The following is a 14,960-nucleotide window of genomic DNA, read 5'->3' on the forward strand; positions in this document are numbered from 1 at the left end:
TCCACTATCGTTATATAAGTTTAGATAAAATGTAATTCAGCCTTGTCAGCGTTGAGAGCTGACACTTCCAGAGTCTCGTATTGCAGCGGCTGTCCGTCTGCCTGCTGCATGGCGACCGTGACCGCTTCACCCGGCAGCAGGTCAAAATAATTATCGCTGAAGCGAACGTTGCCCTGCTTCACATCGAGTTTCACAAGTCGCGCTGCTCCGCCCGAAGCGGCTACTGTAACCGTCTGCTCCTGCTTATTAAACGTTGCAGCAAGGGTGCTCTGCGGCAAGCTCAGCTCCAGATGGTCGCGCAAATAATAATAATTGTCCGGCGCGTCCCACTGCGGGGCAGACAGCTTCACGATAACTCGCTCTGGCGCAGCACCGTTTAGCACTTCAAGCTCCGTCAGCTCGCCAATTTGAACCGCCTTGTTCGGCGGCAGGCTGACGTCAAAGCTCTGCTCATACCTCAAGCTGCCATCAAGCGCATAACACTGGAACAGCACCTTGCCCTCATACGCTTCCAGCCGGTCATTGACCGCCCATACGCGAAGCGGCTGTCCTGGCTCATAATCGAGCGACAGAAGGAGCGGATGATAGAACTTTTTCGCATAATAAAAAGAAGCCTTCGGCAGCAGCTCATAGTCAATCAGCGACCAGCTCGTACCCGGCCAGCTGTCATTATGCTGCCAGACAAGCGATCCGCTCGTGCGGTGCTTATTGCGCCTGTAATGCTCAATGCCATATTTTAAGCCTTCCGCCTGCGTGAGCATGGAGAAGTTCATATATTCTTCAATATTTTGCGGAATGCCCGTATAGCCTTCCATGAGCAAAATGCCCTTCTGATGGTTCGTATCCTTGTTGCGATGAGCCATCTCTACGCTGCCCCAATAAAATTCGCCTTCCGGGATATAGCGCTCCAGCGTATAGCGGTTAGCAGATGCGTGCATGCCAAACTCGCTGCTGAACAGGGTGAAATCTTTTTTATAATTTTTGAACGTGACGCCTTCAATGCTGTAATCAAGCAGCGGCGCCTCGCCGAATTTGCGCGGGTACACCGAACCATGCCAAACTTGCCAATTGTGGCGGTCGCCGACGTCAGGGTCGTTCGCATCATTGCCGCCATAAGGCGACGACGGCCAATACGGCCTGCTGCTGTCATACTGCTCCAGCACTTCCGGCAGCAGCTCATGGTAGATGCTCTCGCCATAGAAGGGACAAGTAATATCCCCGCCAGCCGACTTCATGTCATACAGCCAGTCAATTTCGTTGTTGCCGCACCATAAAGCAAGCGACGGATGATTGCGCAAACGCTTCACATTATCGATTGCTTCCTGCTTCACATTTTCCATGAAATTACGGTTGAAATCTGGAAAAAGCGCGTTCGCAAAGGCAAAATCCTGCCAGACGAGCACACCAAGACGGTCGCATTCCTCGTAAAAAATATCCTTCTCATAGATGCCACCAGCCCAAATGCGCAGCATATTCATATTGGAATTGACAGCCAGCTCGATTAGATCGGTGTAGCGCTTATCCTTCACCGCTCCAATAAAGCTGTCTGCCGGAATCCAGTTGGAGCCTTTGGCGAACAGCTTGATGCCGTTCAGCAGGAAGGCAAAAGCGGGCTTTCCAGCTTCATCCTCCAGCTGCAGCTCAATCGTCCGAATGCCGCAGGGCTTGCGATAGCTGTCAACCTGCTCACCGTCCGCAAGCAGCTGCACCTCAAGCTCATACAAATACGGCTCGCCAAGATCATGCGACCACCACAGCTGCGGCTGCTTTACTGCCAGCTCTGCCGCTGTCTCGCTTCCTCCTTTTACGGAAAGCGCTGCGGATGCCGCAATCTCTCCCTCTCTCGTAAACAGCCTGATTTCAGCAGTCAGCTGCGCCTGCTTGTGATAGGCAACCGTATCGACTGCTACCTTCAGAACCGCTTCTTCCTTGCCAGCCGATAACGTTTGAACGAATACGCTGCCCAGCTTAGCTGCGCGCCTGCGCTCCAGACGAACGCTGCCCCAAATACCGACAGTGACCATTCTTGGCCCCCAGTCCCAGCCGAAGTTCATCGCCGCTTTGCGCAGCCATGGACGTTCCTTCGTATAGGAGGACCACTGGAACTGCTCCTTATCCTGATGATGCAGATGCAGCGGGTCAAAACGGACGGCAATGGCGTTTTTGCCCGGGCGCACAACCTTCGTCACATCAAAAGCATAAATGCGGTGCATATTTTCCGCTGTCCCTATTTCCAGTCCATTGACGAATATCGTTGCAAAGGTATCCAAGCCTTCAAAAATCAGCTCATGCCGCTCCCCTTGGCCCTCATGGACCTCATAGTCGAACTGCGCACGATACCACCACTCCTTCTGCTCGATCCAGCGGCATTTGATGTCGTTATGCCCAAAATAGGGATGCTCAATAATCCGCCGATCAATCAGTGTGGAATGCACATCTCCGGGAACCTTCGCCGTCATCCAAAAACGGTCGTCAAGTCCAGGTGCCGCCACCTGAAGAGGAGGCTTCTCCCCTACTTCAAAATGCTGCAATCGCCACTCCGTTATTTTCATATGGCTCTCCTCCTCCAATTTATCTCTATATGTGTGTTGAAAAAGAATACGTTAAGCGCGAAGAAGACCCGCCTCCAATCGCTTGCGATTTTTCAGCCGGGCCTTCTCCGCGCTATGACTTTTTCGCCGCACTTTTTAATATTTTCGTGAAGCTATACTTACTTGTTCAGCTTCGCTTCTGCATCTTTCCCTTTATCGAGCAGCGTTTGATAAGCCTCTTCCAATGTTGCTTGGCCAAACATAACCGCTTCCATTTCGGATTTGTAGGTTTTTACGAAGTCCTCCGCACCTGCAGGAGCTGGATAGAAAGGCAATGCTTTCGGTTTTGCCGCTTCAAGCAGCTCTTTAGCAAACAAGTCTCCGGACGCAAGCGTCGGCTCGAGCTCTTTGAACACCTCTTCGTTGATTGGAATACCGCGTGTCAAGCCGAGTGTCTTGCCGGATTCTTTGTCGGCCACGAACCACTTAATGAACGCTTTCGCCTGCTCCTTGCTAGCCGAGCCTTCGCTCACAGACAAGAAAATCGTCGATTGCGCCCAGCCGCCACCAGCTTCGCCGATCGGAATGCTGTTCACCCCAAGCTTGCCAGGGAGCAATGATTCAATGACACTTGCCGAGCCGACAGATGCGGTTCTCAGCATAACTTTGCCTGAAGCCATCGAATCGAGCTGCGGATCATTTTCCTTAAAGGAAAGCTGCTGGTCCGCCGCAGGCACGATGCCATCTTTGCGGAAGTCCGCATAAATTTGCTGGAACTTCATCCAAGTATCTTTATCGAGATTAAACGTTGTACCATCTTTGAAGATCGGCCCTTTGCCTTGGGAGGTTTGGTAATATTGATAAAATTCCCAAATGTTCGTCATGTCGTCAATGCCGTATTGGCCCTTCGGCAGCTTCTCATGCGCTTCTTTCGCATAGGCGAAGAAGTCGTCCCATGACCAATTGTTCGTCGGAAGCTTGACACCCGCCGCTTCCAGCGCCTCTTTATTGTAGACGATGCCTTGTCCGTTATAGCTGAGAGGAATGCCGTACACCTTGCCGCCAATTTTAATATTTTCCAATACCTGCGGATCAACGACACCTGTCAAATCGATATCGGACAGATCAGCTAGCAGGCCGCGTTTCGCATAGCCTTGAATGTAAGCCGCATCCATTTGCAGCACGTCTGGCAGCGTGTTCGATGCCGCGAGCGTCGGCAGCTTTTCCCAATAACCGTCCCAAGCTGTATACTCAGGCGCAAACGTCACGTTCGGGTTCTTGGACGTATACAGCTCCAAATCCTTAAGCGTGGCATCATGCCTTGCCTGCGAGCCCCACCACATCACCTTCAGCTTTGCCGCAGCATCCGCATTTCCAGCAGACGAAGCCGCTGGCGCAGTGCTTGCTGTAGCTGAGCTGCCGCCGCTGTTAGAGCCACAGCCGGAAAGAACGAGGGGAACCGAAATCAGAGTAACGGGAAGCCATTTCAACCATTTTCTTTGTGTTTTCATACGTAGAACACTCCCTCTTTTATATAAATATAGTGAAGCCGCTAGTTAAAACCCTTTTGACGCTTTACCCTTTGATGCCCGTAGTCGCGATACCCTCTACGAAATGCTTTTGGGCGACGAAGAACAAAATCGCTGACGGGACGACAGACAATAGAGACATCGCAAGCAATTGCCCCCACTGGACCTCGAATTGGTCAATGAACATCCGCAGCGCGAGGCCAACCGTAAATTTCTCGACTGAGCTGAGGTAAAGCAGCTGCGAGAAGAAGTCATCCCAGCTCCACAGGAAGGTGAAAATCCCTACGGTGACGAGCGCCGGCTTAATAAGCGGAGCGATGATGCGAAAGAAAATGCCGTATACCGATGCGCCATCAATTTGCGCCGCTTCATCAAGCTCACGCGGAATGCCCCGCACGAACTGGACGACCAGGAAGACGAAGAAGGCGCCGCCGCCGAAGAAATGCGGGAGGACAAGCGGAACGTAACTGTCAGTGAACCCTAGCTTGTTGAACAATATATATTGCGGCACGACGGTTACCTGAGCCGGCAGCATCATCGTGAGCAGCAATATCGAAAACCAGAAGTTGCGAAGCTTGAAGTTCAAACGTCCAAAACCGTAGCCAACGAGCGCAGCTGTAGCAACGCCGCCTATGACATTCCACACTTCCATCATTAAGGTGTTGGCGAAGAAAGTGGCAAAGGTGAACTGTGGCGAGAAATTCCAGCCATTCGTATAGTTTTCCCACATGAAAACGGTTGGCCATAGCGACGGCTCCCCAAGCTCAGCCGTGCTTTTGAAAGATGCCCCGACCCACCAAATCACCGGATAAAGCATAAGCAGCGAGAACGGGAGCAAAATCAAATGGCTGCGAAATGCAGCTAGCTTTTCTGATCTCATTTGGATTTCCCCCCATCCGATTCGTAAAATACCCAATATTTCGATACTAGGAAGTTAATTGCCGTAAAGGCCGCGATAATGACGAGCAATATCCAGGCAAGTGCTGATGCATAACCCATCTCATACTGCTTGAATGCCTTCTCGTATAGGAACAGCACGTACATATAGGTCCCGTTCGCCGGGCCGCCCTGTGTTATGACGAATGCCGAGGTAAACATTTGGAAGGCATTGATAATGCCCAGCACGAGGTTGAAGAACATAACAGGCGAGAGCATCGGAATCGTAATTTTGAAAAACTGGCGAAGCTTGCTCGCTCCATCGACGGAAGCCGATTCATAAAGGTCTTTCGGAATTTGCTTAAGGCCGGCTAGAAAAATAACCATCGTTGATCCAAATTGCCAAGCGTTCAGCAAGATCAATGTACCTAGTGCCGTATCTGGATTAGATATCCAGCCAATTCCTTCAATGCCGAACCAGCTAAGCACATGATTGACGTAGCCATCTAGGCCGAACATGTTTCTCCACAATGCAGATACCGCGATGCTGCCGCCGATTAGCGATGGAAAATAAATCGCCGTCCGGTACCAGTTGAGGCCTCTTACCTTCTTGTTAAGTAAAAGCGCAACCATTAGCGAGAAAAACAGTTTAATCGGAACGGCAAGCAAAACGAAGGTAAAGGTGACCGTTAGCGATTTTACAAACAGCCGATCTTTCGTAAAGATGCTCTCGTAATTATCCGTTCCGGTCCACGTTGGTGAATCCAGCAGCGAATAATCGGTGAAAGACAAGTAGAACGATTGTAAAATCGGCCACAGCGTCAGCAGCAGAAAGCCGATCAGCCAAGGGGAGATAAATACGTAGCCAGCAATATCGTGCCCCGTAATTTTCCAGCGGCTTTGTTTTTTATTAAGCATGGCAAGACCTCTTTTCAGCGCGGGATAAATGGTCGAACTTTGTTGAACCCTGTATATCGTAAACCAATAGTAGTATGAAAGCGTAAACATTGTCAACCTAAATTTTTGTTATTGTTATGTTTACAATAAATAATAAAAGTTTACTTAAAGCGTTTACAACAATAACAAATAGAAAAACTCAGTCTATTGCACAAAAAAGACGGTTATGCGAGAATCGTTCCCCGCCAACCGTCTTACTGAAGCTATTTTCGCTTTGCTGAGCTATAACTAAAAACCTAACAAATACATTTCTACTTATTTACAGGATCGCCTACACTCTCCCGTATAATTAAATCGCTTTGCAGCAAAATTTTCGCATAGGGCATATGCCCATTTTCCAGCCGCCATTGCAGAAGTTCAACGGCCTTAATGCCAAGCGCCTCTTTCTCTGCATTTACCGTCGTAATGATTGGCGTTTCGCCTAATATTTCAAGATTGTTGTCAAAGCCCGTTAAGGAGCATTGCTCGGGAACCTGCTTGCCAAGCTGCTGCAATGCGTTCATTGCGAGCAGGGCAATTTGGTCATTCGCACATACGAATGCAGTTGGAAAATGGCTCGCCTCCAGCTCTTTGAGACTGGCTTGCAGCAAATTCAGATTATGCGCATCCAACGTCGGTTTTACTTTAAGCAAGCCCTCGCTTGGCACATAGTCAAGCCGGCTCTCGTCCATAACCGAGCGGAAGCCGCTCCAGCGGTCAATAAAGCTGCGGGAATAGCCAAGCTCCCCGATAAATTGAATCCGAGTGTGGCCTTTGCCGAGCAAAAACTTGACCAGCTTGCGAATAATATCATAGTTGTTCATAAAGATGCTGTCGCATTCCAGCAGCTCATCCTCATGGTCAACTAAAATAAACGGAATCGCCTTGTTGCGCAGCTCAACCAGCATCGGCGTGGCGATCAAACCAACACCAATAATGCCCATTAAGCCTTCAGGCTTCATGACGAGGTTGAAATTTCGCGGCGAATCATCGGAAATGAGGACGGAGCCAAGCCCCTTCGCCTCCAAGCATTTGGAAATGCCGTCAAGCACTTTGCCCCAATAGCCCGATTCCTGATTTTGGCTGCGAATATTCGGAATGAGAATGCCGACGATTTGATGCTCTTCCTCGTCCGTCTGCTTGCTGCTTACCGTTTTTTTGGCGCTTTTCTGATTCATGTAGCCGAGCTGCGAGGCCATTTCAAATATTTTGCTGCGCGTAACGGCGCTAATGCCCGATTTTCCCGATAAAGCTTTGGATACCGCATATTTGGATACGCCTACCCGATCCGCTATTTCCTGCATCGTAATCTTTTTTTGCTTCCCCACGGCCAATCACTCCAAGTCCAAACAGCTGTAGTCAACTCGTATTTTGTAAACCAAACAATTTATTGTTTATCATAACAAATCCACTCCTCCCTGTACACAAGCTAAAATATTGGAATATTTTACTATTCAGTGGCTGCGGCGGCTGGGCGATCGATCGCCTTATCCGACTCGCCCGCATTGCGGCTCGCTTCCTCGCGGTTGCTCTGCATTTCTTCGACCGATTTTGTTTTCAGACGAGCGGCACCTTCATAGCTGCGTACCGGAATGGCAAGGCCATTTTCCAGACGTTTTTTTGCGGCAGCAATCGCCTCTCCATATTGCGGAAGCCATGGCTCCTGGGCAACAAGCATTTCATCGACCATTTGCCAAATCTCATTTGGATTGCACACCGCTCCGACCAGCGGGTCCATCATCATCGCTTGGCGCAGCAGCTTGTCATCGCCCTGAATGGCCGCTTCTACGGCCAGACGCTGAACGGAAATGCTGACATTGCAAACAGCCGCGCAGCCGAGCGGCAAATCGCCAACATGCGGCATGCTGATGCCGTTGCGATCCGCGTAGCCCGGCGCTTCGATAATGGCATCATCCGGCAAATTGGAAATAACGCCATTGTTGACGACGTTGAAGTGGCCTCGGTACACCCGTCCCGTCTCCAGCCCCTCGATAATATACGAGCCATGCTCCTGGCCGCGATGCTCCTTGGTGTACGCTTTCGGTTCTTCCTTCATCCAGTTCGGGAAGTCCGTCTCAAACCAGTTGCGCCCTTCCGTACATACGCGCAAGTAGCCGCCCGTTTCTCCGTTAATCCACGTTCCAAGGTCGATCCAGTCGCGAATTTCCTCCGGACGCTTGCGGTACCAAGGCACATATTCGCTCAAATGGCCGTTTGATTCTGTGCTGTAATAGCCGAAGCGGCGCAGCATATCGATACGGACCTTCTCTGTTTTGCTGAATTCCGGATGCTGTTCAAATGCCTCCAGCAGCTTGCCTGTCATATCCTCGCCATTATGTTTAATTTGCACATACCACGTCTGATGGTTGATTCCTGCACAAATAATGTCTACTTCTTCACGCGGCAGGCCCAATACTTCGGCAATTTGCGCATGTCCGCCTTGAACGCCATGGCACAGGCCAATCGTCCGTACGCCGCCATATTTATTGCATGCCCATGTAAGCATCGCCATTGGGTTAGCATAGTTCATCAGCAAGCAGTTCGGCTCCGCCACCTCGCGAATATCTTTGCAAATATTCATCATTTCGGCAATGCCCCGCTGTCCATACATGATGCCGCCTGCACAAATGGTATCGCCCACGCATTGGTCAATGCCGTATTTGAGCGGGATGTCGACATCGGTCTGAAAAGCTTCCAGGCCACCGACACGAATCGTTACAAAAATGTAACGTGCATCCTTCAATGCTTCCCGGCGATCGGTCGTAGGCTCGATTTCAATCGCAAGGCCATTTTCATGAATATCCCGTTGGCAAAGCTGGGTAACCATATCGAGATTTTGCGGATTAATATCCTGAAACGCAACTTTGATGTTGTTGAACTCTGGAACGGTCAGCAAATCACGCAGCAATCCCCTAGTAAAACCAATACTTCCTGCTCCAATAAACGCAACTTTAAATGACATTGATTAACGCCTCCAATGGCTTGCAATATAGTAGTGAACAATACGCTAATTGTAGCACCAGCAACGTGGAGGCGTTTGCACAATTGTAACTTCTATTTTGCTTTCTTGTATAAAATCCTAACTATATAAGATGAATGATCGACTAGATAAGTACGCCATCTCAGCGCTCCACTTCCTTGCGCACAGCGCGGCGATAAGCGAGCGGCGTCTCATTCGTATATTTTTTGAAAAGGGTACTGAAATATTGGCTGCTGTTGACGCCGACATAATGGCAAATATCGCTGACCGGAATATCGGTCTGCTCCAGCAGCATCCGCCCTTTCTCCATCCGAAAGCGCATCACATAATCCATAACCGAGCAGCCGGTTCCCGCTTTAAATATGCGGTGAAAATACCCCGGATGCAGCCTTACAGCCGCCGCAATATCCTTGACCTGAATGTCGCGGTCATAATTTTGCTGAATATAGGCGATGCTCTCGCCCACATAAAACTCCGCCGCATCATGCGACTGGCTGGAGGTCTCCTGTGCCAGCCTGCCGATCTGAACGAGCAGCTGCGTCAGCTGAAGCGCTGTGAGAAGCTGCTCCGCGCGCCGCTTGCCGTCCAGCTCCAGCACGAGTGCCTTCAGCATTTGATACACATCGCTCGGATCGTAAAGCAGCAAATAATCATGCTTCACTGCGAACAGCTCCGCGAGCGCACGGTCTGTCTCCGCCAGCCGCTTAAGGGAAGGGAGCCCCACACCGGTATGGCTAAAAATAAATTCAACATTGAGCATCCGGCATGCCGTGCCCTGAGCGACGTGAAGACGGTGGGCGACCATCGAGTCGATGACGATGAAATGCCCTTTTTCCATCGGGATGGATTTATTGAGCAGCTCTACCGTACAATCGCCCGATATCACATACATAATTTCCACTGCGCTATGCTGATGGTATGCCATTTCGAAGCCATTCCACTCCTTAAAATAATAGGCTACCACTCGCGGATACTGCTCGGCCTGCATCAATTGCCCCTGAAAAATGCCTCGTCTTTCCACTTCATCGTCCCTCCTCTAATTGAACGCCTTCGAAGCTGCTACAGCAGCCTGCCGTTATCTTTAGCGAACCACAGCCGCATCGTCAACATGCTGAGCACAATAGACGTCAGCGACGATGAAGCCGACATCGCAAAGACGATTAAAATTTGATAACGCACCGCCTCAATCGGGTCTGCCCCGGCGACGATCATCCCTGTCATCATGCCTGGCAGCTGCACGAGGCCGACCGTCTTCATACCGTCCAGCGTCGGAATGAGACTGGAGCGCACGGCCCGGCGCACCGCTTGGCGAATCGCCTGCTTCGTCGTCGCTCCAAGCGCCAGCAGCGTCTCAATCTCGCCCCGCGACGCTTCAAGCTCGCGTTTCATATGGTTCAAATAGAGGCCGCATACAATCATGGAGCTGCCGATAATCATCCCGCTGACCGGAATAATAAACCGTGGCTCAGCCTCAATAATGCGGAGCGAGAGCAGGAGTGCGAGCGTTACCGCCTCCGTGCCTGCCAATGCCAGCGCAATGCGCAGCCGAATGCCCTTAACCGGCAATGCGCGGGAGCCGGCATTCCACGACGCCACCGTAATCATTGAAATAATAATGAGCACAATAAAAATCGGATGATTCGTTTCAAAAATAAAATGAAGCAAAAAACCGATAAACAGCAGCTGTACAGCGGAGCGGATCGTGCCAGTAATGATTTCCTTCTCTAAGCCAAGCTTCTGCTTCATCGAGATAAATGTCGTTATGGCGACGAATACTAGCGTGCAGGCGAGCGCAATATTATTCATGCTGGTCATCCCCCTGCTCTGGCGCATGCTGACTGTCTAAAAAGCTGCGCGCCTGCTCCGACCCGGGATTGGTGAAAAAAGCTTCCGTAGCGCTTTGCTCCAGCAGCCTGCCCTCCGCCATAAACCAGATACGCTCGCTTACTTGCCGCGCCTGCTCCAGATCATGGGTAATCCAGATGAACGCCGTGCCTTCCTCTGAGCACCATTCGCTTAGAAACAGCTCCACCTGCCGCTTGCTTTTCGGATCAAGCGATGACGTCGTCTCATCAAGCAGCAGCAGCGGCGAACGGAGCAATAAGGCCCGCGCGAGCGCCGTACGCTGCTTCTCGCCGCCGGATAAGCTTTCCGCCTCCTTGCTCCATTCGATATGCCCAAGGCCAACGCCCTCCATGCAGCGCTTTGCCAGCTCTTCCTCGAAGGGCTTCCCTTGCAGCTCGCTGACCGCGCGCAAGTTGTGCTCGACCGATCCCGGCAGCATAATCGGCGTCTGTGCCACGTAACACACGCTGCGCCGCCACTCCTCGGGTCTCCACTCGATGCTTGTCCGTCCTTGGAGCATAAGCTCTCCCGCATCCAGCTCACCTAGCAGCGATACGATGCGCAGCAGCGTGCTTTTGCCCTGACCGGATGTGCCTAGCAGCGCAATACGCTCCCCAGCCTGCACCTGCGCTGTAATCCCTTCAAAAAGCCATTCGGGATTTTTTCTATATTTTGATACGTTATTCAATGTCAATAACGGGGCCACCTGTCTCTCTCCTTCATCCGTAACCTGCATTCCACCATTATACTCTGCTCCCCGCCTGCTCGAAAGAGGACAGCCTGACAGCAGTTGGGAGCAGCAGCTCCGCTGTATCAGCTCTCATAGGCAATTGTGTCTTTTTCGCGACTATCCTTCGGGTATTGTGACAAGAAACAGTGGTTTTATTATTGACAACAATGGGGATCGCATGTAATGATAATGATAATTGTTATCAGTAATGAATTAAAAGATAAAGATGAGGTGTTGAGCCATGGCATTTCAGCAACCATATAGCATTTTGATTGTTGATGATGAGGAGCATATCCGCAAGCTGCTCAAGTTATTTTTGAAAAAAGAAGGCTGGATCGTCGAAGAAGCTTCGGACGGCATCAACGGCTTGTTCAAGGCGATGCAATACAATTATTCGATGATTTTACTCGATCGTAATTTGCCGGGAATGGACGGGCTTGAATTTTGCCGCGAGCTTAAGAAGAAAAAATCGACGCCCGTCATTATGCTTTCCGCCTGTGGCGAAGAGGATGATCGGCTCGACGGCTTCCAAGCCGGCTCCGACGATTATGTCGTTAAGCCATTCAGCCCGCGCGAGTTGATGTACCGCATTAAGGCGATCATCCGCCGCACCTCGGAGTTTGCTTATCGCGCCTTGCAGCGCAAGCAGACGCCCGATCTCACGCTGCCAGGACTCGTCTTCGATTATGATTCGCGGCAAGTCATTGCCGGAAACAGCAAGGTGAAGCTGACGTTCCGCGAATATGAGCTGCTGCGCTTTATGGCAGCCAACATCAATCAGCCCATTTCCCGCGAGGATTTAATGCGGCGAATTTGGGGCTATCAATCGCTCGGCGATTACCGGACGATCGATACGCATGTGAAGCGGATCAGAGAGAAGCTGAACCGCGTCCACCCCGAATCTGCCTCCTTGATTCAGACGGTATGGGGCATTGGCTATTGCCTGATGAATCCTGCGGCAGAGACCATTTAAGCGGGCGGCTGAAGCAGGCAGGCAAAAACATCCCCTCCTAATGGCATGCTTTTGCCTGCCTGTTGTGGCACGCCGCTCCCCGGCTTTGACCCTCCCCGCTTCCAAGTAAAGCAAAAGCTCCGCTTGCGCCAATCAGCGCAAGCGGAGCTTTTTTAATAACCATGCTTATTACAATTACTTAGCCAACTGCTCCCGTACTTGCTCAGTCGCTTGGATCATGTTGCGCAGCGATGCCACAGTCTCATCTACACCACGTGTTTTAAGTCCGCAGTCCGGGTTAATCCAGAACAATTCTGGCTCAAGCACGTTCAGAGCGCGTTTGATCATCGATGTCATTTCCTCTACCTCCGGCACGCGAGGGCTGTGAATATCGTATACGCCAAGGCCAATACCCAGCTCATACGTGTGCTCCTCGAAGCTGTGAATCAGCTCGCCATGGCTGCGGGACGTTTCGATGGAAATAACGTCGGCATCCAGCGCGCGAATGGAATCAATGATGTCATGGAACTCGCAATAGCACATATGCGTGTGAATTTGCGTCGTATCCTTAACGTCAGAAGTGGACAAGCGGAAGGCAAGCACAGCCCAGTTCAAATAGTGCTCCCAATCTTCACGTTTTAGCGGCAAGCCTTCACGAAGGGCAGGCTCATCCACCTGAATCATTTCAATGCCCGCTTCCTCCAGCGCCTTCACTTCTTCTGCCAAGGCAAGCGCGATTTGGTAAGCAACCTGCTCACGAGTCAAGTCGCTGCGAACGAACGACCAGTTCAAAATCGTAATCGGGCCCGTCAGCATGCCTTTCACCGGTTTAGAAGTCAGCGACTGCGCATAAACGGTTTCTTCGACAGTCATCGGCTTGCTGAACTGCACATCGCCGTAAATGACTGGCGGTTTTACGCAGCGCGAGCCATAGGATTGCACCCAGCCATTTTTCGTGAAAGCAAAGCCTTCCAGCTTCTCTCCGAAAAACTCAACCATATCCGTACGCTCAAACTCTCCATGAACGAGAACATCAAGGCCGATCTCTTCCTGCAGCTTGATCCAATGCTGAATTTGCTCCTTAATGAATACGCGGTATTGCTCCTCGCCCAAATCACCACGACGCCATTGCCGTCTCGCTTGGCGAACTTCCGCCGTCTGCGGGAAGCTGCCGATTGTCGTTGTCGGCAGGAATGGCAGCTGCCAGCGTTCCTTCTGGCTCACTTGGCGCTCTGCAAATACCGCTTTGCGCTCCGATGGCTGCGCATCAATGCTCGCTACAGCGGCATGGACGCTCGCACGGCCACGGGACGGCGATGCGGCAAGTGCAGCCAAAGCTGCTGCATTGCGATCAAACGCCTCTTTTACCGCTGCTTCTCCTTCATTCAGCGCAGTTGCCAGAACGGCAATTTCCTCCAGCTTCTCATTGGCATACGCCAGTGCGCCTGCAAGCTCTGCCGGCAGTGCCGTTTCAAGAGCCGCTGACACAGGTACATGCAGCAGGCTGCAAGAGGAGCTTACAATCAGTCGGTCGTTTGGCACGACTTTAGCAATACGGGCAAGCAGCGCTTTGCGCTCCTGAAGATCCGCCCGCCAAATATTGCGGCCGTCAATAACGCCTGCACCCAGCACTTTGTCCTGTGGGAAGCCGATTGACTCCAGCTGCTGCAGGTTCTTTTCAGCGCCAGCTGTGAAGTCCAGACCTAAGCCCTGTACAGGCAAAGCCGCGATTGCAGCATAATGCTGAACCGATTCAAAATACGTTTGCAGCAGCAAATTGAGCTTAGGTGCCGCTTCATGAAGCTGGGCATAAATGCTTTGCACAAGCGCCAAATCTGCTTCGGAAACGTCTGTTACAAGCGAAGGCTCATCCATTTGCACCCATTGTACGCCTTCTTGCTCCAACTCGCGCAGCACCTGTGCATACAGCGGAACATACTGAGCAGCAACTGTAGCAAGCTCAGAAGCGGCATAGCCTTTAGACAGCTTGAGGAATGTATAAGGTCCAACAATGACTGGTTTGCCTTCGATGCCCAGCTTTTCCTTTGCTTCGCGGTAAGCGATCAACGGACGGTTCTCGGTCAGCGCCGGCGTAATGCCTTTCAGCTCAGGAACGATGTAGTGATAGTTCGTATTGAACCATTTCGTCATCTCGGATGCCGAAGCGGTTTTGTTGCCTCGCGCCATTGCATAATAGGTCATTACCGATACGGGGCCGCCTGTATAGCCAAAGCGCTCAGGCACAACGCCAAACATCGCAGCTGTATCAAGGATATGGTCATAATACGAAAAATCATTTACCGGAATGAGATCAATGCCGCCCTGTTTTTGCAATTGGAGATGGTTTAGACGAATCGTCTCCAGCTGCTTCAAGAAAGCCGCTTCCGCAAGCTTGCCGCTCCAGAACGCCTCCAGAGCTTTTTTCCATTCTCTGTTTTCACCGATACGCGGATATCCCAAACTGCTGCTTTTTACTTGACTCATTGTTATTGCCTCCTGTTTTTCATTATTCATCCTTGTGGATGGATGTTATAATCCTTTGTTATTTCATCAACAAACTCAGATATATACTTATGGCAGT

At 51.0% G+C, this 14,960-nt stretch carries 12 protein-coding genes; 1 reads left to right on the top strand and 11 read right to left on the bottom strand.

Annotation, left to right across the window (positions count from 1 at the left end; translation table 11 throughout):
- Positions 1 to 20: 20 nt before the first annotated feature.
- The 9 genes from AC50X8_RS03030 to AC50X8_RS03070 form a co-directional block, all read right to left on the bottom strand.
- The gene (locus AC50X8_RS03030; RefSeq protein ID WP_494878524.1) at positions 21 to 2,552 is read right to left on the bottom strand and encodes a beta-mannosidase; all 2,532 of its coding nucleotides are present in this window, start codon (positions 2,550 to 2,552) and stop codon (positions 21 to 23) included.
- Positions 2,553 to 2,710: 158 nt separating this feature from the next.
- Positions 2,711 to 4,042 carry an ABC transporter substrate-binding protein gene (locus tag AC50X8_RS03035; protein ID WP_056043437.1) on the bottom strand — a complete coding sequence of 444 codons (1,332 nt, stop codon included), beginning with the start codon at positions 4,040 to 4,042 and terminating at the stop codon, positions 2,711 to 2,713.
- A gap of 64 nt (positions 4,043 to 4,106) precedes the next feature.
- Positions 4,107 to 4,940: a carbohydrate ABC transporter permease gene (locus tag AC50X8_RS03040; RefSeq protein ID WP_056043433.1), complete on the bottom strand. Its 834-nt coding sequence runs from the start codon at positions 4,938 to 4,940 to the stop codon at positions 4,107 to 4,109.
- Entirely contained in the window at positions 4,937 to 5,854 is a 918-nt protein-coding gene (locus AC50X8_RS03045; RefSeq protein ID WP_056043430.1) for a carbohydrate ABC transporter permease, read from the bottom strand. The genes AC50X8_RS03040 and AC50X8_RS03045 overlap by 4 nt, the downstream gene beginning before the upstream one ends.
- 290 nt (positions 5,855 to 6,144) lie before the next feature.
- Positions 6,145 to 7,200 carry a substrate-binding domain-containing protein gene (locus tag AC50X8_RS03050; protein ID WP_081419170.1) on the bottom strand — a complete coding sequence of 352 codons (1,056 nt, stop codon included), beginning with the start codon at positions 7,198 to 7,200 and terminating at the stop codon, positions 6,145 to 6,147.
- 122 nt (positions 7,201 to 7,322) lie between these two features.
- A complete protein-coding gene (locus AC50X8_RS03055) occupies positions 7,323 to 8,834 on the bottom strand; it encodes an alpha-glucosidase/alpha-galactosidase (RefSeq protein WP_494857801.1) in 1,512 nt (503 codons plus the stop codon).
- Positions 8,835 to 8,994: 160 nt separating this feature from the next.
- Positions 8,995 to 9,873, bottom strand: coding sequence for an AraC family transcriptional regulator (locus AC50X8_RS03060; RefSeq protein ID WP_494878526.1), 879 nt, complete (start codon positions 9,871 to 9,873; stop codon positions 8,995 to 8,997).
- Positions 9,874 to 9,911: 38 nt separating this feature from the next.
- On the bottom strand, positions 9,912 to 10,658 hold the full coding sequence (locus AC50X8_RS03065; RefSeq protein ID WP_494878528.1) for an ABC transporter permease: 747 nt from the start codon (positions 10,656 to 10,658) through the stop codon (positions 9,912 to 9,914).
- Positions 10,651 to 11,391, bottom strand: coding sequence for an ABC transporter ATP-binding protein (locus AC50X8_RS03070; protein ID WP_494878530.1), 741 nt, complete (start codon positions 11,389 to 11,391; stop codon positions 10,651 to 10,653). The genes AC50X8_RS03065 and AC50X8_RS03070 overlap by 8 nt, the downstream gene beginning before the upstream one ends.
- Before the next feature lie 277 nt (positions 11,392 to 11,668).
- Here AC50X8_RS03070 and AC50X8_RS03075 point away from each other — a divergent pair, with 277 nt between their 5' ends.
- Complete coding sequence (locus tag AC50X8_RS03075; RefSeq protein ID WP_099519319.1) at positions 11,669 to 12,400, top strand: response regulator transcription factor; 732 nt, start codon at positions 11,669 to 11,671, stop codon at positions 12,398 to 12,400.
- A 37-nt stretch (positions 12,401 to 12,437) separates the two neighbouring features.
- Here the strand turns inward: AC50X8_RS03075 and AC50X8_RS03080 are convergent, their stop codons facing one another.
- Together AC50X8_RS03080 and metE are read right to left on the bottom strand one after the other, a co-directional pair.
- On the bottom strand, positions 12,438 to 12,563 hold the full coding sequence (locus AC50X8_RS03080) for a hypothetical protein (RefSeq protein WP_494878532.1): 126 nt from the start codon (positions 12,561 to 12,563) through the stop codon (positions 12,438 to 12,440).
- An 11-nt stretch (positions 12,564 to 12,574) separates the two neighbouring features.
- Positions 12,575 to 14,863: a 5-methyltetrahydropteroyltriglutamate--homocysteine S-methyltransferase gene (gene metE / locus AC50X8_RS03085; RefSeq protein ID WP_494878534.1), complete on the bottom strand. Its 2,289-nt coding sequence runs from the start codon at positions 14,861 to 14,863 to the stop codon at positions 12,575 to 12,577.
- Positions 14,864 to 14,960 lie beyond the last annotated feature (97 nt).

The sequence above is a fragment of the Paenibacillus sp. JT22N15 genome (genome assembly GCF_059383755.1).

What these genes read in the sequence shown, in the direction of transcription:
- AC50X8_RS03045 (WP_056043430.1), bottom strand. Translation starts at nt 5,854, where the DNA reads ATGCTTAATAAAAAACAAAGCCGCTGGAAAATTACGGGGCACGATATT.
- AC50X8_RS03030 (WP_494878524.1), bottom strand. Translation starts at nt 2,552, where the DNA reads ATGAAAATAACGGAGTGGCGATTGCAGCATTTTGAAGTAGGGGAGAAG.
- AC50X8_RS03065 (WP_494878528.1), bottom strand. Translation starts at nt 10,658, where the DNA reads ATGAATAATATTGCGCTCGCCTGCACGCTAGTATTCGTCGCCATAACG.
- AC50X8_RS03075 (WP_099519319.1), top strand. Translation starts at nt 11,669, where the DNA reads ATGGCATTTCAGCAACCATATAGCATTTTGATTGTTGATGATGAGGAG.
- AC50X8_RS03055 (WP_494857801.1), bottom strand. Translation starts at nt 8,834, where the DNA reads ATGTCATTTAAAGTTGCGTTTATTGGAGCAGGAAGTATTGGTTTTACT.
- AC50X8_RS03080 (WP_494878532.1), bottom strand. Translation starts at nt 12,563, where the DNA reads ATGGTTATTAAAAAAGCTCCGCTTGCGCTGATTGGCGCAAGCGGAGCT.
- metE (WP_494878534.1), bottom strand. Translation starts at nt 14,863, where the DNA reads ATGAGTCAAGTAAAAAGCAGCAGTTTGGGATATCCGCGTATCGGTGAA.
- AC50X8_RS03040 (WP_056043433.1), bottom strand. Translation starts at nt 4,940, where the DNA reads ATGAGATCAGAAAAGCTAGCTGCATTTCGCAGCCATTTGATTTTGCTC.
- AC50X8_RS03035 (WP_056043437.1), bottom strand. Translation starts at nt 4,042, where the DNA reads ATGAAAACACAAAGAAAATGGTTGAAATGGCTTCCCGTTACTCTGATT.